The organism is Mesorhizobium sp. C277A (genome assembly GCF_040324395.1).
Taxonomy (GTDB): domain Bacteria; phylum Pseudomonadota; class Alphaproteobacteria; order Rhizobiales; family Rhizobiaceae; genus Mesorhizobium.
On the sequence record NZ_JAMYVW010000002.1, the window covers coordinates 3,040,325 to 3,063,772 of the forward strand.

Here is a 23,448-nt window from a genome sequence, read left to right on the forward strand (position 1 = left end):
CATGCCAAACAGGCGGCGGCTATGAGCCGCCGCCTGTTTGTACAGGGAGGATTATTCGATGCCGAGACCCTTGCGGACCGTCTGGTAGTCGTCGCGCTTGGCCAGCGCACCGGCGGTCAGGATGAGCTTCTCGGGTTCCTTGTTGTTGGCGACCCAGTCATACATGTTGAGCGCAGTCTCGTAGCCGTGACGCTTCGGCGAGATGATCACCGTGCCGACGAAGCCGGTGGCGGTCGGCTTCTTGAACTCGTTGATAGCCGAATCCGCGCCGCCAATGCCGACGCCAATCACGTTTTCGGCCGGGATGCCGACGCTTTCGGAAGCGCGCACGGCGCCGAGAACGGCTTCGTCGTTGAGGCCGAAGGAGACCCACTTCTTGATGTCGGCATGGGCGTTGAGTACCACCGTCGCCGCATTGAGCGCAGCCTCGGTATCGGTCTTGGCCTGCGGCGCGTCAAAGATGTTTTCGGCCTTGAAGCCGTTGGCCTTCAGCACCGAAATGGCGCCTTCGACCCGGTCGACGGCGGTCGGCAACTGATCATAGGAGACGCGGATGGCGCCAACCTCGTCGGCCTTCCAGCCGCGCGCCTTCATTTCGTCGACGATCGCCTGGCCGACGGCCTCGCCGATCTTGGTCGCCGAAATGCCCATATGCGGCACGTCTTCCAGCGCCTTGCCGTCTGCGCCGACCAGACGGTCGTCAACGGTCATCAGCTTGAGATTGTTTGCGGCGGCCTTGGCGACGATGCCGGGGCCGAGTTTCACATCAGGTGTGCAGACGATGAAGCCTTGCGCGCCCTGCGCGCCGAGATTGTCGATCGCCGACATCAGCTTCTCACCGTCCTCGGCGCCGATCTTGACCAGGGTAAAACCCTTCTCCTTGGCGGCCTGGTCGGCGAACTTCCATTCGTCCTGGAACCACGGCTCCTCGGGCTGTTTGACGATAAAACCTATCTTGGTGTCCTGAGCATATGCAGCGATGGTCGTGACGGACAGCACGGCAAGGGCGCCCGCGACGAGCGCGGTCTTCAGAAGTCGCATGATTACCTCCCAGCGATGGCCGGGCGCTCAGCCCGGATGCAGAGTCTCTAATTCTTTTTATCATACTCGTCAATTGATCTGGTATGATAATTGAGCTACATGCTCCGACCAGGGATCGCTGGCGCAAATCATCCGCATCCGGTAAGGCCGGGGACGCGAGATCAGTGGTTTCGCCGCCTTGGAGGAGGGCTGAGGTGACCGAAACTTCGAAGAAGGCATCAGGCGACACCCGCCGCCCGCGCGTCATGCCCGATGTGACCAAGGCGCTTGCCTCAGACATCTTTTCCGGACGCTATCCCGCCGGCTCGTCTCTGCCGACCGAAAACGAGCTCGGCGTCGAATATGGCGTCAGCCGCACCGTCATCCGCGAGGCGCTGAAGGTGCTGGCCGCCAAGGGGCTGGTGCTGTCGCGGCCGCGCATCGGCACGGTTGTATGTGAACAGGACAACTGGAACATCATCGACCCGCAGGTGCTGGCCTGGCACGCGCCGCATGCGCTGGACGACAAATTGTTCGACGCCATCCTCGAGACGCGCCGCGCCATCGAACCTCTGGTAGCTGAACTGGCGGCGACTCGTGCGACGCTGCAGGAGATCGCCGATCTCGAAGCCGCCTGGCGCGGCATGGCCAATGCCGGCGAGGATCTCGCCGCCTTCTCGCGCTCGGACATCACCTTCCACCAGATCGTCTATGCCGCGAGCCACAACCCGATCTTCCGCCAGATCGGCAATCTGATCGACACCGGGCTGAAATTCTCGCTTGAAGCAACGGCGACCATTTCGCTCGCCCGGCGCATGGAAGCAGTGGCGGCGCACCGCGAGGTGGTGGAGGCACTGCGCATGCGCGATGCCGCGGCGGCGCGTGCGGCGGCAGGCCGGATCCTCGACCTTGCGGCGCGCGACCTGGTCAGCGCCAAGAAACTCAAGAACAACTGAGACCAGCATGAAAATCATCTCGCTCACCACCTACATCGTCCCGCCGCGCTGGCTGTTCCTGAAGATCGAGACTGATGCCGGCGTCACCGGCTGGGGCGAGCCTGTGGTCGAAGGCCGTGCGCTGACGGTCGAGGCAGCGGTCAAGGAACTTGGCGATTATCTGATCGGCAAGGACCCGCGCCTGATCGAGGACCATTGGACGGTGATGCATCGCGGCGGCTTCTACCGCGGCGGGCCGATCCTGATGAGCGCCATTGCCGGCATCGACCAGGCGCTATGGGACATCAAGGGCAAGGCGCTCGGCGTGCCTGTGCACGAACTGCTCGGCGGCAAGCTGCGCGACAGCATCAAGGTCTATTCCTGGATCGGCGGCGACCGGCCGGCGGAAGTGGCTGATGGCGCCAGGGAAGTGGTGGCGCGCGGTTTTCAGGCGCTGAAGATGAATGGCACCGAGGAACTGCAGATCGTCGACAACCATGACAGAATAGATGCGGCTGTCGAACGAGTCGCCATGGTGCGCGAGGCCGTTGGGTCCAACATTGGCATCGCCGTCGATTTCCACGGCCGCGTCCACCGGCCGATGGCGCGCATGCTGGTCAAGGAGTTGGAACCCTACCGGCTGATGTTCATCGAGGAGCCGGTGCTGAGCGAAAATCGCGAGGCGCTGAAGGAGATCGCCGCCCTCGGCTCGACGCCGATCGCACTCGGCGAGAGGCTCTACAGCCGCTGGGATTTCAAATCGGTGTTCGAACAAGGCGCCGTCGACATCATCCAACCAGACCTGTCGCATGCCGGCGGCATCACCGAATGCCGCAAGATCGCAGCGATGGCCGAGGCCTATGACATTGCGGTGGCGCCCCACTGCCCGCTCGGCCCGATCGCGCTCGCCGCCTGCCTGCAGCTCGATGCCGTCAGCTACAACTGCTTCATCCAGGAACAGAGCCTCGGCATCCACTACAACGCCGCAAACGATTTGCTCGACTATGCCGCCAACAAGGACGTCTTCCGCTACGAGGATGGCTATGTCGCAATCCCCGATGGTCCCGGCCTCGGCGTCGAAATCGACGAGGACTACGTCAAGGAACGCGCCAAGGAAGGCCACCGCTGGCGCAACCCGGTCTGGCGTCACAAGGACGGCTCCTTCGCCGAGTGGTAGCTCGGCCGACCTTGCGGCCAGGCCTTCAGGACCTCGGGTTCGATTTCGCGGTGGCGCCAGCGTAACGCAGGCCTCTGATGGGCCGCAGCGCCGAGCACCAGCGCATGGGAACCGTCGGCGCCGGCAAGCCGCAACTCGCTGACCGCCTGGGTTGCCGCAAGCGATCGAAAGCAGTCGCTATCCATGGAACATGGCGGATGTCCTGTTCTCATCGACCTTTTCTTGGCCCGCCAGCCGCGTCACCTGCCCGCGGCGTGCCGGCCTGCGTTCCTGCCGGAGAAGATGCAGCTGCCGAGAAATGTCCCTTCCAGCGCATTGTAGCCGTGATAGCCGCCGCCACCGCCGCCGGCCACCTCGCCTGCCGCATAGAGCCCGGCAATGGGTTCGCCATTGCCGTCGAGAACCTGCGAATTGAGATTGGTGTGCAGGCCGCCAAGCGTTTTGCGCGTCAGGATGTTGAGGCGCACCGCGATCAGCGGCCCGTGCCTGGGATCGAGTATCTTGTGCGGCTTGGTCACCCGGAAGATCTTGTCGCCAATGTAGTTGCGGGCGCCGCGGACGGCTGTGACCTGCGCATCCTTGGTATAGGCATGGTCGACCTCGCGATCGCGCGCCACGATCTGCGCCTTGAGCCGGTCGTAGTCGAGCAGATTGTCGCCTGACAGCGCGTTCATGCCGGCGACCAAGTCGGCCAGGTTGTCGCGGACGACGAAGTCCTCGCCCTTTTCCAGGAACGCTGCCACCGATGGTGGCGCCTTGCCGCCGCGCCGGTTCTTCAGCACGGCCCGCCAATCCTTGGCCGTAAAGTCTAGGTTTTGCTCCGAACCCGACAGCACGAACTCCTTCGAAGCGATCGTCTTGCTCAGCACGAACCAGGAATAATCGTGTCCCGTCGACAGGATACGCTTCAAGGTGCCGAGCGAATCGAAGCTCGGGAAGAACGGCGCCTCCATGCGTTGTCCCAGAGCATCGAACCATAGCGGCGACGGCGCCGACAGGATGCGGATGCCGTGGTTCGGCCAGATCGGATTCCAGTTCTTGATCCCCTCGACATAGTGCCACATGCGGTCGGCGTTGATGACGGCCCCGCCGGCGTCCTGGGTGATCGCCACCATGCGGCCGTCGACATGGTGCGGCACGCCGGCAACCATACGCTTCGGCGCTGGCCCCAGCCGCCGGACCGGCCAGACCTTGCGAACCAACTCATGATTGCCGCCGATGCCGCCGGAGGTGACGATCACGACACCGGCCGAAAGCTCGAAATCGCCGACGGCCGTGCGGCTCGACTGCTTGCCGCGCTCGACATCGGATGCCTCCAGGATTTCGCCCGCGACGCCGGTGACCGCGCCGTTGGTCTTGATCAGCCGGCTGACCTGATGACGGAATTTCAAAGTGATCAGCCCTTTGGCGACGTGCTCGCGCACGCGCCTTTCGAACGGCGCGACCACGCCCGGCCCAGTGCCCCATGTCAGGTGGAAGCGCGGCACTGAATTGCCGTGGCCATTGGCCAGCGCGCCGCCGCGCTCGGCCCAGCCGACCACCGGCCACCAGCGCATGCCCATGGCGTAGAGCCACGGCCGCATCTCGCCGGCGGCGAAATCGACATAGGCTTCCGCCACTTTTCTTGGCCAATGGTCCTCGGGCCGGTCGAACTGGGCAGAACCCAGCCAATCCTGCCAGGCGAGGTCGCGGCTGTCCTTGATGCGCAGGCGGCGCTGCTCGGGCGTGTTGACCAAAAACAGGCCGCCGAGCGACCAGAATGCCTGGCCGCCGAGAAAACCGCCACCCTCTTGCTCGACGATGATCACGCGCTTTCCGGCATCGCCGAGTTCCGCAGCTGCGGCCAGGCCGGCCAGCCCGCCGCCAAGGATGATTGCGTCCGCGTCAGCCATTGTCGTAGCTCCTGTGCCGGCTTTTGTTTTCGAGATCGGATGCTCGTTGCTAGCCGCGCAGCGCGTTCCAGATGATGCGCGGCAGCTTCAGGAGGCTCGGCTGGTAGTTGAACTCGGTGATCAGGCGGCCGACCATGTGTGCCCTTTTGTGGGTCAGGAACCAGGCCGGCTTCGGCATGATGCGGAACGGCGCTTCGAGCACGCTGCGTTCCGGTCTGTCGAACAAATAGGTGTTGTGGACGACGCCGATGCCGCTCTGCACGTCGTCGAGCGTGTGGCCAGGGAAAGCACCCCAGGTCGGGCGCAGCAGCGCGAACAGAACGCCGCTCCAGGAATTGATGCCGATGCCGCCATAGCGCAGTTCGGCAATGATTTCCTCGAAGCGCTGCCGGCCGATCTCGGCGATCGTCCTGGGATGGATGAGGATGTTGGCGGCAAGCGTGCCGTGCAGCTTTTCATTGGCGTAGGCGACAGCGGCGCGCAGATAGGATTCCGCATTGCCCGCCGGCAGCCGCATGACGCTGAGCGCCGGCGCGAACACCTCGGCATTTTCGAGATAGGTATCCGTGCCCGGCCGGAACGGCACCACCACGCAGGCCGGCCCGCCGGGCCGCTCGAATTTCTGTACGCTGTCGGCATGCGCCTCGAAGGCGGCGAGGCGCTCGGTCGCGCTGGGATAATAGGCCGGGCGCGACGGGGCTTTCTGCATCACCTTTTCGAGGGCCGCCAGAAGCGCGTCGGATTTGTCCCAGCCTTCGGGCAACACGAGCATTTGGCAGGCGATACAGTTGAAACCGGAATTGTTGAGCTTCTGTGTGGCGATCAGTTCGGCATGGTAGGCGATGTCGGCATTCGACCATGGGCCGGGCACCACGATGGTCGGCGCCACGCCGCCAAGCTCAGAGGTGATACGCCGGCTGTTGCGCGGCGTGCCCGCCGCCTTGTTCTTGCGGCCCTCCTCGCCGGGACCCCAGACGATCGCGTCATGCGAGGCGGCGGCACCGGTGATGTGGATGTCGTCGACGAGATCGTGGTTGCACAGATACGCACCGACATCGGTGCCGCCGCGCACGATGCGCAGCGCGCCGAATTCGATCAGCGGCCGCAGCGCCGGCCGCAGGAAATCAACGAGGTAATCATTGACCGGGTTCATCTTGAGCAGGACGACCTGATGTTCGACGAGCAGCTTGTGCAGGCAGTCGAGCGGCGCGATCGAGGCGACGTTGCCGGCGCCGAGCACGAGGCCGATCTTGCCCTTGCGGCTGGTGCGCGGCGCGTCATAGGCCGATGCGGTGTTTGCGGCCAGGTTCGCCTTGGTCACGCCGGGCTGCATCCAGATCTCGGCCTTCAGCCCGGTGAACAACACCTTGTCCCAGAGCGAATTCGGAACCACCGTCACCGCCACCTGTCCGCTAGGCAAGGTGCGGACCGGCAGTCTGTCGAGGAACTTCTTGCCCTCCATCAGGCTGAGCGTGTGGATGAACTGGTTGCAGCCATCCATCAGCGCCGCCGGGCCAGCCAGCCATTCCTCACCTTCCAGCGGCGAGCCGGTCGGGATGCCCTTCTTGCGCGTCGCGGTTTTGACCCACGCCTCGGCGACCTCGCGGATGTGATCCTTGACCTGCCGCAGCAAGGCGATCCGCTCGCCATTCGAGGTCTGCGCCCAGTCGTCCTTCCTGGCGTCGAGATCGGTGAGCGCGAGGTCGAGTTCGGCTGCCCATTCAGGCTGCACGGGCTGGGTTTTGACTGCCTTGGCAACCATCCTATCCTCCTCCACTTCGATCTCTTTGTTTGACGCAATTCCTGTGGGAAAACCGCTTCACACTTTTCCTGGAATTGCTCTACGAAAACGGCAGTGCGGCCCATTGCTCGACGAATTTCCCGCCGGAATAGACCTGGATCGAACCGAACTGCTGTAGCACGAATTCGCTCTGCGTCGGACGCAGGAAGGCGTAGTCGTCAGGCCCGACATTGACGTTGTCGGGCAGCGCCATGAATTGCTGATTGGTCGAAAAGCCGAACGTCTTGTCGGTCTTCATCCCTGTGGGATGGACGGGCTTCGCCATCCATTTTCCGCCATAGAGAAAACAGCCGCGCCGCGGCAACAGCCCGAGCTTCTGCAGCAGCCAGGAGCGCTGGTCGAGGCCCGGCGCCTGGACATCGACCACTTTCAGGATCGGCGTCGCGATGAATGCGGCAGGCCGCAATTGGCTGAGGCTCGGCACATCGAAATCGGTCGGCAGCATAAAAGCCGATCCGATGGACAATTCATTGGCGCCGACCCAGCTGTCATAGAGCAATGCGGTGCTGCTGCCGCCAAGATTGAGGATCTTGCGCTGGTCGGCGGCAAGGCAAGCGACATACTGGCGAAACAGGCTGATCGCCTTGACGCGCGCCTTGGCCGGTCCTCCCAGCAGTTTGGGGATATGGCCGATATGCGCCTCGTAGGCCATGACGCCTTCGCATTTCAGCCGCGGGTAATTCGCCAACGCGGAAACTGCCCGGGCCAGTGAGTCGGGATCGCTGATACCGCCGCGATGAAGGCCGACATCGACCTCGAAGCAGACGCGCAGCTCGCGGTCGAGCTCGGCGGCAAGCGAGCCATAGGCGGCCAGCCGCTCCTCGGTATTGATCAGCCAGACGATGCGCGACGTAGCTTCGCCGAGCCCGGCGAGAACGCCCTTCGTCAGCGCGTGCCTGGCGCCGGCAACCGGCATCGGCTTGCCCAACAGGAGATCGACTTGGGGAAACACTTTCAGCATCTCGGCGCTGATCGGCAGATGAAAGGTCATCAGCCTGTCGGTCGCAAACGCCGCGCGGATATAGTCGATCAGCGGCAGGCATGGCAGCGACTTGTCGACGAGGCGCAGATCGAGGCCCGTGGCGAACTTCGCCTTGATCGCAGCGATGTTGTGATCGAGCCGGTCGAGATCGAGCACCAGGCAAGGCTGAAAGATCCCGGCTGCCCTGAGCGCGCCCGACATTTCCGCGAAATAGGTGTCGGTCAGGCTCATGCCGCGACGCCGAGCAGCCTGGCAATATAGGGCGACACGAAGCGGTTGTCCGGGTCCATCTCGCGGCGGACCGCCATCGCATCGTTCCAGCGCGGATAGAGCGCGCTCAATTCCCTTGATGTCAGGCTGTGCATCTTGCCCCAATGCGGGCGGCCGCCGCGCTTCCTGAAGATCGGCTCGGCGGCGTTGAAGAACGCCATCGGATCGCGCTCGACGCCGTGATGGATGGCGATGGAACAGGTTGGGCGCTTGTAGAAGGGGCTGAGCCAGACATTGTCGGGCGCGACGACGCGCACCTCCATCGGAAAATAGACCTCTGGAAACCGCGTCTCGAGCAGCGCAATGATTTCGCTGAGTGCGGCCGCCCCTTCCTCGAACGGCAGGTGGTATTCCATCTCGTTGAACTTGACGTTGCGCTCGGAGGTGAAGACCTTCAGCCACTCCTCGATATAATCCTCGGCCGGCACCTTGGCGAAGGCCGAGCCGATGAGACGGCGGCGCAGCCAAGGGAGCCAGCTGAGATAGTCGCGCAGTTTTCTCAGCGTCGTCACCGCATCGTCGTCTTCCGTCGGCGGACGCACCGTCGCCGGCGCCTCGGTGATGTCGCTGGCAATCAGCAGCGCCTGGCCCGAAAACGGCACGTAGTAGAACTCGGCCGAACGATGCGCCGTCATGGTGCTTTCGAATTGCGCAAGCACATCGGCGATCGGCGCCGTCCAGCGGCGGTGCCGCATCCGGTAGCTCGCCACGTTGCGGATCGTCACTTCGGTGACGGCGCCGAAAGCGCCGAGCGAAGCGCCCATGGCTTCGATCATGTCGGGGCTCTTGGCACGGTCGAACTCTTTCAGCGCGCCACGCCCGTCGACGATCTGCATCGCCTCGAGCTGGGTGTGGTACGCGCCAAGTGTGATGCCCGAGCCGTGCGTGGCGGTGCCGAGCGCCCCGCCGAACGCCTGCTTGTCGATGTCGCCCATGTTCGGCAGCGCCTGGCCGACGCCGTGCAACAGCTTTGCCAGCGCGCCGATCTTGGTGCCGGCGCCGACCCGCGCCGTCAGTTTTTCGGGATCGTGCGACCTCAGGCCCTCGAAGCGGTCGAGCGACAGGATGGTGCCGTCATTCTTGACCAGCGGCGTAAAGGAATGGCCCGTGCCGACAAATCGAACTGGTCCCGGCGAGTTGCGAATGGCACCACTCAGCTCATCGAGACTCTGCGGTTCGGCAAAAGCATGCGGCGTGGCCGTGACATAGCCCGACCAATTGCTCCACTGGCTGATAGCCTCTCCCACGATCCCTCCCTGGGGCGCCGGCTTTGCCGGTCTTTCTCCTAGCGCTAGATAATATGATACATAGTCAGCTTTTCCGGATATGATACATTGTCAGCTTTCTGTCAACCTGGCAATCGGAGGTGTCTTGCGTCCGCGCCGGCCGCATTATCTACAGCGACGCACGCTGAGCCGGCGTCGGCATTGAACGCAAGTTCGTTGCCCCTTCAAGCCAGCCCAAACGTTTCCACGGCCCGCATGATGCCGCGCAATTCGGCCAAGCCCTTCAGGCGGCCGATCAGCGAGTAGCCGGGATTGATCCTTGTCTTGCCGATATCGTCGGCGAGCAGGTGGCCATGGTCCGGCCGCATCGGGATTTGCCAGTCGGCGCGGCCCTCCTTGCGGCGGCGCGCCTCCTCCTGCATCAGCGCCAGGATGACATGCGCCATGTCGGTGCCGCCTTCGAGATGCTCGGCCTCGTAGAACGAGCCGTCATCCTCGATGGTGATGTTGCGCAAATGGGCGAAGTGGATGCGGTCGGCGAATTCCTTGACCATGGCGACGATGTCGTTGTCGGCGCGCGTGCCGTAGGACCCGGTGCAGAACGTCAGCCCATTGGCCTGGCTGTCGACGGCATTGAGAATGAAACGCGCATCCTCGGCGGTCGAAACGACGCGCGGCAGGCCGTAGAGCGAAAACGGCGGATCGTCGGGGTGGATACACATGCGCACCCCCTCCTCTTCCGCCACCGGAATGATCTCGCGCAGGAACCACGCGAGGTTGTCGCGCAACTCCTTCGGCCCGATCCCGTCATAGTCCGCAAGCGCCTCGCGAAAACTGTCGCGGTCATACTTGCGCTCTGTAGCCGGCAGGCCGGCGATCAGATTGCGCTCGATCTGGTCGATCTTCTCGGGCGGCAATTCCTTCAGCCGCGCTTCCGCCTGCGCAATACGCGCCGGCGTGTAGCTGTCAGCTCCGTTCTTGCGCTTCAGCACGAACAGATCGTAGGCGGCGAAATCAACGGCATCAAAACGCAGGGCGTAGCCTGTCGTCGGCAGACGGTAGGCTAGATCGGTGCGGGTCCAGTCCACCACCGGCATGAAATTGTAGCAGATCGTGGCGATGCCGGCCTTGGCCAGCGCGCGGATCGAATCGCGGTAATAGCCGGCATAGCGCTCGCGTTCCTGCGCGCCGATCTTGAAGGAATTGTGGACCGGAATGCTCTCGACGACCGACCAGGTCAGTCCTGCTTCCTGGATAATGCGCTTGCGCTCCAGCACTTCGGCCTCAGGCCACGCCCGGCCGTCATAGATATGGTGGAGCGCCGAGACCACGCCGGTGGCGCCCGCCTGCTTGACATGATCGAGCGTCACCGGATCATCGGGCCCATACCAGCGCCAGCATTGTTCCATTTTCGGCTTTCCTTCTGCGAGAGGTTGGCAACTTATTGTTGGACCTCGATGGGAGTCGATAGAAAATGGAAGAGTTTTTAGAAATGATGGATTTCGACGGCAAGGTCGCCCTGGTGACGGGGACGACCGGCATTGGCCTGGCAACCGCCAGACGCCTTGCGGCCGGTGGCGCCGCAATCATCGCCTGCGGCATCGACCGCAGCGCCAATGCGGCGATGAAAGCGCAACTGGAAAGCGCTGGAGCTGCGGTGCTGGTCATCGAAACCGATGTGTCCATCTCCGACCAGGTGCGCGACGCGGTGGCGGCTGGCGTCGCAAGGTTCGGCGGCCTTGATGTCATCGTCAATTCAGCCGCCGTCCATCCCTATGGCACGGCGACGACCACCGACTGGGAAACCTGGAACCGAACGATGACGGTCAATGTCGGCTCGATCTACCTGACCGCGCATTTCGGCATTCCGGAAATGATCAAGCGCGGAGGCGGCGCCATCGTCAACGTCGCCTCGGTGCAGGGCTTTGCCTGCCAGCAGAACGTCGCCGCCTATGCCACGACCAAGGGCGCCATCCACACGCTGACGCGCTCGCTGGCGCTCGACTACGCGGCATCAGGCATCCGCGTCAATTCGGTCAGCCCGGGCTCGATCCGCACGCCGATCCTGGAGAAGGCTGCGCGCGGTGACGGCGGCAGCGATGCCGATGTCGAAGAGGCCTACAAGCGCTTCGGCGCGGCGCATCCGCTCGGCCGTATCGGCGAACCGGAGGAAGTGGCGGAACTCATCGCCTTCCTGTGCTCGTCGAAGGCCGGTTTCTGCACCGGCGCGGACTACAGGATCGATGGCGGCCTGACGGCAGGTATTGGCGTGAAGTAGCGCTATCATGGCGTTCTGCGCGCTTGCAGGCAATCGGTGTCCGACCGCGCTACAGCTTCCACATCCGCTTGGCATTGCCCGACAGCAGTTTCGTTCTCTCCTCAGGACTTGCTCCAGCGATCAACGCATGCGTCGCCGCCACCCAGGTCGCAAGGCCACCGCCAAGCGTGCACACCGGCCAGTCGCTGCCCCACACGACGCGGTCCCAGCCGAAGCAGCCGATCGTGTGCTCGACATAGGGGCGCAAGGTCTCGACTGTCCATGAGCCGGCATCGGCATAGGCGACGACGCCGGAGATCTTGCCGATGACATTGGGACGCCGCGCGATCTCACTCATATGCTCGCGCCACGGATGTTCCGCACTGGCCTTGATGTCGGGCACGCCGCAATGGTCGAGCACGAACTGCACATCCGGCGCCAGATCGGCGAGCGCAACCGCCCTTGGAATCTGATGCGGCAGGACGACGAAGTCGAAGGTCAGGCCTGTGCCGGCAAGCCGCTTGATGTTTTCGCGAAACAGCGCGCTGTCCGAAAGCTCGTCCGGCATGACATGCAGCACGCGGCGGAACCCCTTGACGAAGGGATCGGCTTGCTGGCGCTCGAGATAGGCGGCGAAGCCGGCCTCCTCCGGACGGCAGGAGGCGATCGCCCCGCGCAACAGCGTGCCCTTTTCCAGCGACTGCGCCTTCACATGGCTGGTCTCGGCCTGGATGTCGGCTTCATCGACGTCGACCTCCATATGCAGCGCGGCCTCGATGCCGGCGCGGCGGGCCTGGATCGCATATTCTGCGTGCGGGAAATCGCGGTTGAGCGCCGGCTCGCGGCTGAGCCAGGGATAGCGCAGCGCCGACAGGTCGATCAGGTGCAGATGAGTGTCGATGATCATGGCTGTCCTCCTCGGTGATTTCAGATCATCGCCAAATGCCTAAACCCAGCGCATGGACATACTCTGGCTCAGCCCCGCTTCGGGATCTCTTTGTCCTCGAGCAGCAGCGTCAGCCCCATGGCGACGAAATAGAGCGCCGCCACCCAGATGAACATCACGTTGAAGCCACTGGAGTAATGGTCGAGCACCACTTCGCGGATCGCGCCCGGCAGGCTCGATGCGAGGTGCGGCGTCAACCCGTTCAGGCCACCCGGCAGCAGGGCGGCGGCGTCTGCAGGAAGCTCGGCTGTCTGCCGGTTCAGCGCCCAGATCATCACCGCGCCGTTCAGCGCCAGACCCAGCGATGCTCCGAGCGTCCGCGCCTGGGTGATCAGCGATGTCACCGCGCCGATATCCTGCAGGGGTGCTGCCGCCTGGATCGCCACGATCAGCACCTGGAACTGCAGGCCCATGCTGATGCCGAACACTGCCATCATCGTCGCCAATACCCAGATCGGCGTATGCTGGTTGGTGAGGACGAAGCCCAGCATCAGAAACCCGCCAATAGCCATGGCGACCACCGGCATCCATTTGTAGCGTCCGGTTGCCGCGATCACCCGCCCGGCGACGATCGAGATGACCATGGACGTGAGCGACGCCGGCAGGAACAGGAAGCCTACCTCGGCCGGGCTCAGGCCCGTCAGCGTCTGCATGTAGAGGGCAAAATAGAAGAACATGCCCAGCGTCACCGTTCCGGCGACCAGCGACACGCCCGAGACGATGCTGACCGTCGAATCGCCGAACAGCCGCAGAGGTACGATCGGCTCTTCGGCCCGCCGCTCGACCATGACGAACAAGGTGATGGCGACTAGTGCCAGCAGCGGCAGCGCGAAGGTGATGAGGTCCGGTCCGCTGGGGTCGAGCACGTGGTAGCCCCAATAAACGATCGCCGTCGTGCCGGCGGCGAGCAGCACGCCGCCGAGATAGTCGATGCGGTGCCGCTTTTCGTTGAACCGGCTGCGCATGGCGAAGGCCAGCACCGCCAGCACGATGATCCCTATCGGCAAATTGACCAGGAACACCCAACGCCAGCCGAACAGGCTGGTGATGTAGCCGCCGGCCAGCGGGCCGAGCACCGACGACAGCGCGAACACCGCCGAACTGTAGCCCTGATATTTGGCGCGGTCGCGCGGCGAAAACAGTTCGCCGATCATGGCGAAGGCCGAAACCATCAACCCACCCCCGCCGATACCCTGCAGCACGCGCGCGGCGATCAGGCTCTCCATCGACCATGCCATGCCGCAGACCAGCGAGCCCAGCAGGAACAGGCCGATCGCCGTCAGCACGACATTCTTGCGGCCATACATGTCGCCAAGCTTGCCGTAGAATGGCGAGACCGCGGCGGTCGAGAGCAGGTAGGCGGCACCGACCCAGCCGAACAAATGCAGATTGCCGAGTTCGCCGGCAATGGTGGGCAAGGCGGTGACGACGATCTGCATGTCGATGGTTGCCATGAACATGGCGATCAGCGCGCCGAAATAGACGATCAAGGTCGTAAGGTCGGGCCTGACTTGGGCCTCAACGGGCCGCGCGTCCGGCAGCGTCTGCTCGACAGTCATCGGTGTCTCCGTAACTTGGGGCGCGATTTATGTGCCCACAACCAGGAGGTGTCAATCAGATATGTGCGCGTAGCATATAATTGACATCAGCATATATTCTTGCTAACGCGCTATGGGATGAGCAGCAACGCATCCGGCAGTCCGGACCGATTTCCAGCCCTGTTCCAGACGCGCGGCGACCGGGATCTCGCCGATCTGGCGCGCGGCAGCGGCCTGTCCGAACCGGCGGCCGAGGCCGTGGCCGCCATCGATGCGGTAATGAGCAAGGTGCGCCGCTCGATCCAGCGCCGCGACTTCGGCCGCATGATCCTGGCGCGCGTAGACCCTTCGCTGGAAGTGAGCCATCTCGATGCGATCAGCGCCATCGCGAACAATCCGTTTTTCAGCGCTACCCAGCAGGATGAGGTGACGGTTGGCGTCATCGCCGAGCGCCTCGAGATCGATCCGTCGCGCGCCAGCCGCATCGCGGCCGACCTCGTCGAACGCGGCTATGCCTGCCGTGTCGCATCGCAACGCGATGCCCGCCGCATCTGCCTCAAACTCACCGCCAAGGGTGAGCGCCTCGTGGCGGCGGTGCGCCAGACCAAATGGCGGATTTTCGCCGGATCGCTGGCACAGTGGGATGAGCAGGACCTAGTAAGGTTCGCCACCTTGCTGGAACGCTTCGCCGGTTGGGCCATGGACGAAGCCGGGATGAAAAGATCCGCCAAGGCCGTCAAGCAGTTGATGGACGAGATGCTGCCCGAAACGAAATAGGCGGCACGGCGTGGACGCTCACCCATGTGTGCGAGCCGTTCGATAGCCCTTGACGCTCAGGTCGCCTCGGATCGTTATCGGCCGAAGAAACCGGCGTCCTCTTCCGCCAGGTATTTCTTAGCCGCTTTGGCATCGATGTCGAGGCCGAGTCCCGGAGCTTCGAGCAGGTCGACCATACTATCCCTGACGATCTGCCCCTTGGGCAGGCCGATGACGATGTCCTCCCACCACGGGTCGGAGGCGCTGGGATATTCGAAGGCGATGTAGTTGGCCGGCAGCGTGGCGCAGACATTGATCAGCGCGCCGAGGCCGAGCAGACCGTTCGCCGTGCCGTGCGGCGCCATCATGATCGAGTGCATATAGGCGTGCTCGGCCACCCATTTGAGCTCGGCGATGCCGCCGATATCGGCGGGGTCCGGACCGATGACACGGACCGCCTGGGTCTCGATCAGTTCCTTGAAGTTATGCCGCAGGTAGATCTGCTCGCCGGTGTGGATGGGGGTGGACGTCGATGTCGTGAGTTCGCGATAGGCTTGCGGGTTGACCCATGGCACGTAGTCGCCGGTCAGCATGTCCTCCAGCCACATCAGATTGTATTTTTCGACGGCCCGCGCGAAGCGGATGGCGTCGGGCAGGAACCAGCCGGGGCCGCAATCCAGCGCCAGCGAAACCTTGTCGCCGAGCACCTCCTTCATGGCGATGACGCATTCGATCATATGCGCCATGCCGCGCTCGCTGATCTGCCCCTGGTCCATCGCGCCGTGATAGGTCGGCGGCTGGCGCACGCCATAGTGGAAGTCGGGAACGCTGGTCTTCATGTTGGAGTGGAAGCTGATGCCTTGCTTGACCATGAAGAAACCTTCCGGCCGCTCCATCATCCATTTGACGTCGGCCGCGTAATCCTCGGGCTTGTCGCCGGAGCGCTTCTTGCGGATGGAACCGTTATAGACCCGCACCTTGTCGCGCACCTTGCCGCCGAGCAGCTTGTAGACCGGAACGCCTGCCGCCTTGCCGGCGATGTCCCAGAGAGCATGCTCGATAGCGCTGACGGCGGCGCCGTAGGGCTTGAACGAGCCGCGCTGGCGGATTTTCAACATCACGCGTTCGACATCGGTCGGGTCCTCGCCGATCAGCGCGTCGCGGAAATGCAGCACCCAGGGTTTCAGATAAGGCTTGGTGTACTCGACCTCGCCGAGGCCATGGAGGCCTTCGTCGGTGACGATGCGCACGATGGGGTGCCTGCCGATGACGGCGCACCTGAGATCGGTGATCTTCATGATGTCCTCTATTTCACCGACGAGAAGGCGGTTGGCGCGAGAAACTGGCTGGAAATATTGGCCAGGATCGGGCCATCGCGCTCGGACTCGTCGCGGGCCTCGAGCCATGCCCGATCGGTGGTGAAGGCCTTCCATTTCACTTCGCGCTCGGCCAAGGATTCCCAGGCGACGAAATAGGTCAGTCGATTGCTGCTTTCGCCGACCACCGTGGTGAAGAACCCGGCTTGGCGGATGCCGTGCTTATCCCACAGCGCCAAGGTATGGTCGTTGAAACGCTTGAGCAGCGCCGGCAGCTGGCCCGGCACGCAGTCGTAAATGCGAAGTTCGTAGATCATGGTTGATCCTTCTGTTTACTTCTCCCTTCGGGGAGAGGTGTAGCGTCAGCTCCAGGTGCGGTCCCAGGAGTATTCGTCGTCCCAGTGGTCGGTCGGCTGCCAGATGCCTTTGACGCCGTCCTGCAGATGCTGGCTGATGACCTCGTCGACCACATCGTCTATGCCGAGGCCCGGTTTATCGTGCACGGTGATGAACCCGTCCTTGACCAGCGGCTTGGGCAGGCCGGTGACGATGTCGTCCCACCAGTCGACTTCGACGCTGTGATATTCGAGCGCCATGAAGTTTTCCGTCGCCACCGCGACATGCGCGGCGGCCATTGCCGCGATCGGGCTTTCCGCCATGTGAATGGCCATGGCGACGCCATGCTCCTGCGCCGCGTCGCCGATCTTCTTGGTCTCGAGAATGCCGCCGGTGGTCAGCAGATCCGGATGGATGACCGAGATGCCGGCGTTGAGCAGCGGCTCGAAGCCTTCCTTGAGGTAGATGTCCTCACCCGTGCAGATCGGCACCGAGGTCGCCTGCTGCAACTGCCGATACTGCTCGGTGTACTGCCAGGGGATCACGTCCTCGAGCCAGGCCGGTGCGTATTTCTCGATCCGCCGGGCCAGACGGATGCCGTCCTGCAGCGAGATGTGGCCGACATGGTCGATGGCGAGCGGGACCTCGTAGCCGATCACCTCGCGGACCTCGTGAATATATCGATCGAGCAGGTCGAGGCCCTTTTCGGTGAAATGGAGGCCGGTGAAGGGATGCGGCACGTTCTGCGCATCATAGGCGGCGTTGCGCGCCCGGCGCTCGTCCAGCGTGCGTGCCGGGCCGCGAGCGGCATGGCTGCGGAAACCGTCGAGCACGCCGGCCGGCGCCACCACTGCGCCCGGGATATGGGAGATCTGCGCCAGCCCGAGGTCCATCTTGAGGAAGGTGAAACCGAGATCCATCCGCGCCTTGAGCCGCTTTCCGGTCTCGGTGCCACTGGGCTTGTCCGCGTCGGTGTCGCAATAGACACGCACCTTGTCGCGAAACCGTCCCCCCAGCATCTGGTAGATCGGCACGCCATACGCCTTGCCGGCGAGGTCCCAAAGCGCGATCTCGACTGCCGAGACGCCGCCACCTTGCCGTCCATGGCCACCAAATTGCTTGATGCGCCGGAACAGCCGGTCGACGTCGCAAGGGTTCTCGCCCAGCAACCGGCTCTTCAGCATCAGCGCATAGGTCGCGCTGGCGCCGTCGCGCACTTCGCCCAGGCCGACAATGCCCTGGTTGGTGTAGATCTTGACCAGCGCGGAGGTGAACGGCGCGCCGACGATCTCGGCAACGCGCAGGTCGGTGATGCGCAGGTCGCTCGGCCTGGAGTTCGTATTTACCCGATTGAGCGCCTCGCCGGCGCTACCCGTCTTTGCCATGGCTTATCCTCGTTCTGATTGGTGGCGCCCCGCACCCCCGGCCTGCATAAGCGTTGCTAGCCAAGCTCTATCTCGTGGGCCTGCAGGTAGTCTCGGTTCATCTCGACACCGAGACCCGGCTTCGACGCCAGCTTGAGGCTGCCGTTCGAGACATCGAGTGGCTCGTCGATGAGGTGATTATATTTGTCCAGGTTCCACTCCGACGTTTCGAGCTTGTAGAAGTTGGGAACCGTCATCATCACCTGCGCTCCCGCAACCACATTGATCGGTCCCGCGGCGTCATGGGGCGAGACCGGGATGTAGTAGGCTTCGCACAGGGCGGAAATCTTCTTCAGTTCGGTAATGCCGCCGGTCCAGGTAACGTCCGGCATGATGTAGTCCGCAAGCCTGTTCTCGAGCACCGGCACGAAATCCCATTTGGTGTGGCCGCGCTCGCCCCACGAGATGGCGGCACTGACCTTCTCACGCACTTGCTTGAGAGCATTGAGGCTTTCTGGCGGGCATGGCTCCTCGAACCAGTCGATCTGGCCGGCTTCCTCGAGGCTTCGGCAGAGGCGAATGGCGGTGGGGACGTCGAAGCGGCCATGCGCGTCGATGAGAATGTCGACATCGGGCCCCGCCGTTTCACGGATCAAAGCCGTTAGTTCGGCAGCCTCGCGCTCGTCCTTGCGGGTCATGCTGCCATCGAGGTAGCCGTCCCGCTGTTCGCGCGCCAAGCCATCGGCGATGCGGCCCTGGTGGGGGAAAGGATCGAACTTCAGCCCGGTGTGTCCGGATTCGACGATGTCTCGAATTTCGCGGACCACAGCCTCCTTGCTGGTAAACTTGGCCTGGTTGGGATGGGTATAGAGCGCGATTTCATCGCGCACCGGTCCGCCCAGCAGCTCGTAGATCGGCTTGCCTAGAACTTTGCCGCGAATGTCCCAGAGCGCTATGTCGATAGCGCTCACGCATTCGACTGCGGCGCCGCGGCTGCCCATATAGGTGAAGCTGCGGAAAATCTTGTGCCAGAGATGCTCGATGCGCGCCGGATCCTCACCTGTGACGGCAACACCGATCTGCCGCAAGATCGTGCACAGCGCGCGGTTGGCGAGCCTTGTGGTGGTGGTGATTTCCCCCCAGCCACTCACCCCTTCGTCGGTCGTCACCTCGACGAACAGGAACTCCCCCCAATAGGAAGCATCGGACTTGATCAGCCACGGCCGAACGCTCGTGATTTTCATCTCTCAACTACCTCTGTCTGATGGCCGGACCAATGATTTTCTGGGCTGGAAGTTCTATCCGGCCCGAGCGGCGTTGCGCGCACGCATCTGTTCGAGAACGTGCCGGCCGGAACCCTCGACATGGCGGGCAATGAGTTCGGCCGCCTCGTCGGCATTTCCCGCTTTGATATGCGCGATGAGCTCGCGGTGTTCACGCATGATGGCGGCCCGCCGCGCGAGCGTGAAATTGAAACGCCGGCTCACGGCTCGCAGCACTTCGCGATGCTTCCACCAAAGCTCGGCGGCATGGCGGTTGTAGTGGCGCTGGTACATTACGGTGTGGAAGGCGGTATCCAGTTCACTGTGCCGCAATGTGTCGGTGAAGTTGTTCTCTTCGATCAGAGCCTGGATGCGTTCGAGTTCGGCGATGTCCTCGCCGGTCGCCATGTTCACGAACCATCGCGTCAGGGCCGGCTCGATCAGGACTCCGATCTCGTAGATATCCCGGACAAAATCCTGGTCTATGGGCCGGACGCGCGCGCCACGGTTGGCGACAAAGGTGACGAAGCCCTCCCCTCGCAACAGCTGCAGCGCCTCGCGTACGGGGTTGGTCGAGGTGCCGTGACGCCGGGCGAGATCGGTAACCACAAGTCGTTCGTTGGCGGCGAGCCGTCCCTCGATGATGTCTTCCCGGATCAGTTCATAAAGCGAGGCGCCCTCGCTGGACGCCCCGATGGGATCAATCCCCACGGGTGGCTCTGCTTTGAAATCGCTTGTTTCGGCCAAAGCCGGCTCCCCCGATTAGTACATCACATGCTCGATATCATACACGGGTTTTGCAAACAATGTACGATCGGGTGCGTTGACAGGCAATCCACGATCTGAAAACGTACCAGATGATCGAAGGGATACATTGAGCAGAAGGACGCATCCCGCACGGTCGAACGAGCCCCTTGGCGCACAGCGGCATGGGAGAATCTGGGAGGATACTATGACGAGGATTACACTCGGCGGTGCCGTCCTGCGCGGCACTGTCGCCACTGCTTTGATGGCGTCGCTCATGTCGGGATCGGCGCTGGGTTCGCCGCCGGTCGATTTGAGCAAGTGGTCGCCGGAATATGTGCGCTCCATCGCCGGCACACAGGATTTCGACACGGCCGCCGATTGCGGCAAGGTCACTCCGCTCGACTACAAGGGGCGACTGACGTTCTGGTATCAGGGCGTGTTCGAGGGCGACCCCGACCTGCTGCGTCAGTACTACAAGGATTTCTTCGAGACCTTCCGCAAGACCTATCCGAACATCCAGCTCGAGGATCAGGCCCTCACCTACAACGACCTTCTCGACAAGTTCCGCACGGCGCTGCTGGGCAATGCCGCGCCGATGGCGGTCCGCCTGCAAATCCTGGGTGGAACCGAGTTCGCCTCGAAGGGTTATCTGCAGCCGCTCAAGCCGGAAGATGTGGGCTATCCCACGGAGGATTTCTGGCCCGGCGCCATGAAGGCGGTAACCTGGGATGGCGTGACCTACGGCATTCCCACCAACAATGAGACGATGGCGTTCATCTGGAACGCCGACATCTTCAAGCGTGCGGGCCTCGATCCGGACAAGGCTCCGGCGACCTGGGACGACGTCGTCAAATATTCCAAGCAGATCCATGACAAGCTCGGCATTGCCGGCTACGGCCTCGTGGCGCGAAAGAACGCCGGCAACACGCCGTACCGCTTCATGCCGCAACTATGGGCCTATGGCGGCGGTGTCTTCGACGAAGCCTCCGCGAACCCGACCTATAAGGAGGTCGAACTCAATAGCCCGCAAAGCAAGGCGGCGTTGCAAGCCTCCTACGACATGTATGTTCGCGACAAGTCGGTCCCGGTTTCGGCGCTCACCAACCAGCAGGCCGATAACCAGCCCCTGTTCGTCGCCGGCCAACTCGGCATGATGGTCTCGCACCCGTCCGACTATAACGTCATGCTCGACCTGCAGAAGAAGGCAACGGGCGCCGACAAGGAGAAGGCGCAGACCGTCATCGACAACATGCGCTACGGCCTGATCCCGACCGGCCCCGACGGCAAGCGCGCCGTCGTGTTTGGCGGCTCGAACATTCACATCCTGAAGCCCGAATATGTCGAGGGCGGCAAGGTGGACGAGCCGGCCGCAAAGGCCATCATCTGCATGTGGACGAGCCCTGAATGGTCGCTGAAGATGGCGTATGCCGGCTCGAACCCGGGCAACCTCAACGGCTTCAAGACCAAATGGATGAAGGAACGTCTGGACAACATCAAGTTCCTCGATGTCACCACCTCGATGTTGCCATACGGCATTCCGTTCCCGGCGCTGCCGCAATCCCCCGAGATCATGAATATCATCGTCCCGGACATGCTGCAGAACGCCCTGACCGGAGCGATGACCGTCGACCAGGCAGCGGACGACGCGGCCGAGAAGGTGAAAAACCTGATGGACGGACTCTAGTCCGGGCCTGACCTGCGATCCGACCGGCTGCGCCGATAGTGCGTGCAGCCGGTTTGCTCCGAACAATAAGGGCACGCCATCGTGACGATCGTGACCGGCAAGGCCGAGGCTCGCCGAAGATTGCAACCCGGTAGCTCCGGCGTGCTGCGGAATATCTGGGAGCATCGCGCCGACTACGCTTACGTGCTTCCAGCGATCGCCGTGATGCTCATCGTCATCGCCTATCCGATCTACTACACGGTCGAGCTGTCGTTCTTTAAGACGCCGCCTGGCCTGCAGCTCCGCGACAAGACCTTCATCGGATTGGACAACTACACGGCCATCCTCACCAGTCAGGTGTTCTGGAAAGTTACCCTGAACACCCTGATCTGGACGATCGCATCCACCTTCGTTGCCTTTGCCCTTGGGTTTGCCGCCGCGCTGGCGCTCCACCGCGAGTTTATCGGCCGGGGCGTCCTGCGCGCTATCCTGATCATTCCCTGGGTCATCAGCGCGGTTGCCGCCTCCTATATCTGGAAGTGGATCTACCATTCGGACTTCGGCATCATCGGCGCGGTGCTGGTCGGCCTCGGATTGGCCGACCGGCCGCCGAACTTCATCGACAACGTCAGCACGGTGCTGCCCTCCTTGATCGTCGTCAATATCTGGCGCGAGTTTCCGTTTGCCATGATCATGATGATGGCCGGCTTGCAGACGGTCCCCGACCAGTTGCTGCGCGCCGCCGAAGTCGACGGGGCCAATGCATGGCAGCGTTTCTGGCACGTCACCTTCCCGCATCTGCGCAACGTCTCGACGGTGACGATCCTGTTGCTCGCGGTGGCCAATTTCAATTCCTTCATCATCCCGTGGATCATGACCGGTGGCGGGCCGTCGAACGCGTCGCATATCTGGATCACCCACATCTATGAGCTCGCCTTCGGCCGGCAGCGATGGGGCGTCGCATCGGCCTATTCGGTACTCCTGTTCCTCATGCTGATGGTGCTGGGCTACTTCTACGTTCGTGCGCTGGCCGGCAACGAGCGCAAAGAGGGGAGCGCATGAGCACGATCGTCGAGACAGCCCCTCGAGGTCCGGCCCGGCGCCGCATGCGCATCGACGGATGGCGGTGGGCCGGGCGCATCTTCCTCGTGTTCATGCTGCTTTACACCGCGTTGCCGATGATCTGGATGCTGATCACATCGATCAAGTCCGGCTTCGCGGCGATGCAGTTCCCGCCGCAATGGTGGCCGGAAGAGCCTACCCTGGCCAGCTACCAGAAGCTGCTCGATCCGCAAAACAGCGTCGGTCAGGACTTCCTGCGTTTTTTCTGGAATAGCCTCTACGTGTCGACGGTCACCACAATCCTTTCGGTGATCGTGGCCGTTCCTGCTGCCTACGCGTTTTCGCGCTTTCGTTTCCCCGGTCGAAACTTCCTGTTCTTCACCGTGCTTTTGCGCAACATGTTCCCGGCGGTGATCTTTCTCGTGCCGCTCTTCATCCTGATGCGCGCGATCGGGCTGGTGAACACGCATGGCTCGCTCATTCTCACCTATCTCACCTTCGGCCTGCCGCTGGCGATCTGGCTGCTCAAGGGCTTTTACGACAACATTCCGGTGCAGCTCGAGCAGGCGGCGCGGATCGATGGGGCGACCCGGTTCCAGGCCTTCATCCTGATCGTGATGCCTCTCTCGACGCCCGGAATCATCGCCACCGCGATCTATTCCTTCATTGGCGCCTGGAACGAGTACATCTATGCCTACACCTTCCTTTCCAAGAACGAGCAGTTGACCCTGCCGGTCGGCATACAGCGTTTCTTCTCGGAGAATACGACGGACTTTCCGGGCCTGATGGCGGCCAGCTTCATGATGAGCGTGCCCGTCGTGGTGCTGTTCCTCCTCCTGCAACGATACTTCGTACGCGCCCTTACCGAAGGCGCGGTCAAACACTAGAGCCGGATGAT

General features: G+C 62.9%; 20 protein-coding genes. 7 read left to right on the plus strand and 13 right to left on the minus strand.

The features are described from left to right. Positions 1–51: 51 nt before the first annotated feature. Positions 52–1,041, minus strand: a complete 990-nt coding sequence (locus NKK52_RS15095; RefSeq protein ID WP_023668118.1) for an arabinose ABC transporter substrate-binding protein — start codon at positions 1,039–1,041, stop codon at positions 52–54. Positions 1,042–1,286: 245 nt separating this feature from the next. Here NKK52_RS15095 and NKK52_RS15100 point away from each other — a divergent pair, with 245 nt between their 5' ends. Both NKK52_RS15100 and dgoD read left to right on the plus strand, forming a co-directional pair. Further along, on the plus strand, positions 1,287–1,976 hold the full coding sequence (locus NKK52_RS15100; RefSeq protein ID WP_245259915.1) for a FadR/GntR family transcriptional regulator: 690 nt from the start codon (positions 1,287–1,289) through the stop codon (positions 1,974–1,976). A 7-nt stretch (positions 1,977–1,983) separates the two neighbouring features. Then, positions 1,984–3,132 carry a galactonate dehydratase gene (gene dgoD / locus NKK52_RS15105; RefSeq protein WP_023685304.1) on the plus strand — a complete coding sequence of 383 codons (1,149 nt, stop codon included), beginning with the start codon at positions 1,984–1,986 and terminating at the stop codon, positions 3,130–3,132. 239 nt (positions 3,133–3,371) lie between these two features. Here dgoD and NKK52_RS15110 read toward each other — a convergent pair whose 3' ends face one another. The 5 genes from NKK52_RS15110 to uxuA form a co-directional block, all read right to left on the minus strand. Beyond that, positions 3,372–5,024: an FAD-binding dehydrogenase gene (locus NKK52_RS15110; RefSeq protein ID WP_023685306.1), complete on the minus strand. Its 1,653-nt coding sequence runs from the start codon at positions 5,022–5,024 to the stop codon at positions 3,372–3,374. Positions 5,025–5,073: 49 nt separating this feature from the next. Next, complete coding sequence (locus NKK52_RS15115) at positions 5,074–6,786, minus strand: aldehyde dehydrogenase family protein (protein ID WP_352629259.1); 1,713 nt, start codon at positions 6,784–6,786, stop codon at positions 5,074–5,076. 79 nt (positions 6,787–6,865) lie between these two features. Further along, positions 6,866–8,038, minus strand: coding sequence for an alanine racemase (locus NKK52_RS15120; protein ID WP_023752124.1), 1,173 nt, complete (start codon positions 8,036–8,038; stop codon positions 6,866–6,868). Continuing rightward, entirely contained in the window at positions 8,035–9,324 is a 1,290-nt protein-coding gene (locus tag NKK52_RS15125; protein WP_023681203.1) for a D-arabinono-1,4-lactone oxidase, read from the minus strand. The genes NKK52_RS15120 and NKK52_RS15125 overlap by 4 nt, the downstream gene beginning before the upstream one ends. 203 nt (positions 9,325–9,527) lie before the next feature. After that, complete coding sequence (uxuA, locus tag NKK52_RS15130) at positions 9,528–10,712, minus strand: mannonate dehydratase (RefSeq protein ID WP_023681202.1); 1,185 nt, start codon at positions 10,710–10,712, stop codon at positions 9,528–9,530. Between the two features lie 83 nt (positions 10,713–10,795). Here uxuA and NKK52_RS15135 point away from each other — a divergent pair, with 83 nt between their 5' ends. After that, positions 10,796–11,581 (plus strand): SDR family NAD(P)-dependent oxidoreductase, encoded by a 786-nt coding sequence (locus tag NKK52_RS15135; RefSeq protein ID WP_023681201.1) that lies wholly within the window; start codon positions 10,796–10,798, stop codon positions 11,579–11,581. Between the two features lie 49 nt (positions 11,582–11,630). On the opposite strand, the gene NKK52_RS15140 is transcribed toward NKK52_RS15135, so the two are convergent. Together NKK52_RS15140 and NKK52_RS15145 are read right to left on the minus strand one after the other, a co-directional pair. Continuing rightward, complete coding sequence (locus NKK52_RS15140) at positions 11,631–12,467, minus strand: amidohydrolase family protein (RefSeq protein WP_023681200.1); 837 nt, start codon at positions 12,465–12,467, stop codon at positions 11,631–11,633. Positions 12,468–12,535: 68 nt separating this feature from the next. Further along, entirely contained in the window at positions 12,536–14,065 is a 1,530-nt protein-coding gene (locus tag NKK52_RS15145) for an MDR family MFS transporter (protein ID WP_031203639.1), read from the minus strand. Between the two features lie 117 nt (positions 14,066–14,182). Here NKK52_RS15145 and NKK52_RS15150 point away from each other — a divergent pair, with 117 nt between their 5' ends. Further along, positions 14,183–14,821, plus strand: a complete 639-nt coding sequence (locus tag NKK52_RS15150) for a MarR family winged helix-turn-helix transcriptional regulator (protein ID WP_023681198.1) — start codon at positions 14,183–14,185, stop codon at positions 14,819–14,821. A 74-nt stretch (positions 14,822–14,895) separates the two neighbouring features. Here the strand turns inward: NKK52_RS15150 and NKK52_RS15155 are convergent, their stop codons facing one another. The 5 genes from NKK52_RS15155 to NKK52_RS15175 are packed head-to-tail and all read right to left on the minus strand — an operon-like array spanning position 14,896 to position 19,825. Further along, complete coding sequence (locus NKK52_RS15155) at positions 14,896–16,098, minus strand: mandelate racemase/muconate lactonizing enzyme family protein (protein ID WP_023681197.1); 1,203 nt, start codon at positions 16,096–16,098, stop codon at positions 14,896–14,898. 8 nt (positions 16,099–16,106) lie between these two features. Then, positions 16,107–16,433 carry an NIPSNAP family protein gene (locus NKK52_RS15160; RefSeq protein ID WP_023681196.1) on the minus strand — a complete coding sequence of 109 codons (327 nt, stop codon included), beginning with the start codon at positions 16,431–16,433 and terminating at the stop codon, positions 16,107–16,109. Positions 16,434–16,478: 45 nt separating this feature from the next. Beyond that, positions 16,479–17,837 carry a mandelate racemase/muconate lactonizing enzyme family protein gene (locus tag NKK52_RS15165; protein ID WP_023681195.1) on the minus strand — a complete coding sequence of 453 codons (1,359 nt, stop codon included), beginning with the start codon at positions 17,835–17,837 and terminating at the stop codon, positions 16,479–16,481. A gap of 56 nt (positions 17,838–17,893) precedes the next feature. Next, on the minus strand, positions 17,894–19,060 hold the full coding sequence (locus NKK52_RS15170) for a mandelate racemase/muconate lactonizing enzyme family protein (RefSeq protein WP_023681194.1): 1,167 nt from the start codon (positions 19,058–19,060) through the stop codon (positions 17,894–17,896). Positions 19,061–19,114: 54 nt separating this feature from the next. After that, positions 19,115–19,825 (minus strand): GntR family transcriptional regulator, encoded by a 711-nt coding sequence (locus NKK52_RS15175; RefSeq protein ID WP_023681193.1) that lies wholly within the window; start codon positions 19,823–19,825, stop codon positions 19,115–19,117. 205 nt (positions 19,826–20,030) lie between these two features. Here NKK52_RS15175 and NKK52_RS15180 point away from each other — a divergent pair, with 205 nt between their 5' ends. The 3 genes from NKK52_RS15180 to NKK52_RS15190 all read left to right on the plus strand — a co-directional run bounded on the left by NKK52_RS15180 (position 20,031) and on the right by NKK52_RS15190 (position 23,437). After that, a complete protein-coding gene (locus NKK52_RS15180) occupies positions 20,031–21,509 on the plus strand; it encodes an ABC transporter substrate-binding protein (protein WP_023712166.1) in 1,479 nt (492 codons plus the stop codon). Between the two features lie 81 nt (positions 21,510–21,590). After that, the gene (locus NKK52_RS15185; protein WP_023681191.1) at positions 21,591–22,550 is read left to right on the plus strand and encodes a carbohydrate ABC transporter permease; all 960 of its coding nucleotides are present in this window, start codon (positions 21,591–21,593) and stop codon (positions 22,548–22,550) included. Further along, the gene (locus tag NKK52_RS15190) at positions 22,547–23,437 is read left to right on the plus strand and encodes a carbohydrate ABC transporter permease (RefSeq protein WP_023681190.1); all 891 of its coding nucleotides are present in this window, start codon (positions 22,547–22,549) and stop codon (positions 23,435–23,437) included. Before NKK52_RS15185 ends, NKK52_RS15190 begins: the two co-directional genes overlap by 4 nt. Positions 23,438–23,448 lie beyond the last annotated feature (11 nt).